The organism is Neorhizobium sp. BETTINA12A (genome assembly GCF_023006485.1).
In the GTDB taxonomy this organism is placed as follows: Bacteria; Pseudomonadota; Alphaproteobacteria; order Rhizobiales; family Rhizobiaceae; genus Neorhizobium.
Genome location: NZ_JALBGW010000359.1, coordinates 1 through 662, shown reverse-complemented (window position 1 = coordinate 662; position 662 = coordinate 1). Strand labels below are relative to the sequence as shown.

Below are 662 nucleotides of genomic sequence, written 5' to 3'. Positions count from 1 at the left end.
CGAGGCCGCCATTGCCCGCGGCCTGCGCCGGAGCGGGGGCCTTGTTGCGCGGCGCCTGCGGGTGCTGCGGTTCTTCATCGAAGAACGGAATGTCGTCGAAACTGTTCGTCATGCGGCCAATGTAGTGATTCGGACCTGAAAGACCAGAAAATGTTCTGCTTTCATTCCCAGTCTCCACACAAGGCAAGGCTAAAGTGTGAAGAGGCTGCCGGTTGCGCTCTGCGAAAGCGGCAATTTTAGGAGTATAAGTATGCTTGCCGTCTAACATACCCGTGAGATTTCGCGAGGTTACATTTTTGTAAGGTTGCCGAAGACCCATTGCGTGAGCACCCGCAAAAAAGGATACTCCCGGGCAATATGGCCTTTTCGTGCCTCCTTCGGAGAATTGAATGCGGATTTGGAAACAGCTTCTGCTCTGTCTCGTCGTCCTGGCGGGAGCGCTGGCTCTGTGGGTTTACCTGGTGCCGAGTGCAGGAGCCACGCTTGCAAAGATCGGCGTTCCCGGTGGAGTGATTGCCGCCATAAGCCCGAAACATGCCCCCCAGCCCGCAACAGCGGCAGCCGGCGGCGCAAACGGCAATGCGGCGGCGCGCCAGCAAGGCCAGGGCGCAGCACAGGGAAATTCGCAGAACGGAGCCGCGAACGCGGCCCAGAACAACGCG

1 protein-coding gene and 1 pseudogene are annotated in these 662 nt (G+C 59.1%); one reads left to right on the top strand and one right to left on the bottom strand.

Features of this window, described 5'->3' with window-relative positions; genetic code table 11:
• Nucleotides 1-268: hypothetical protein (locus tag MOV61_RS30155; RefSeq protein ID WP_247139206.1), on the bottom strand; the 268-nt coding region annotated here is incomplete at its 3' end.
• A gap of 121 nt (nucleotides 269-389) precedes the next feature.
• Between MOV61_RS30155 and MOV61_RS30150 the strand changes: the two are divergent.
• A pseudogene (locus MOV61_RS30150) lies at nucleotides 390-662 on the top strand (efflux transporter periplasmic adaptor subunit); the annotation flags it as partial.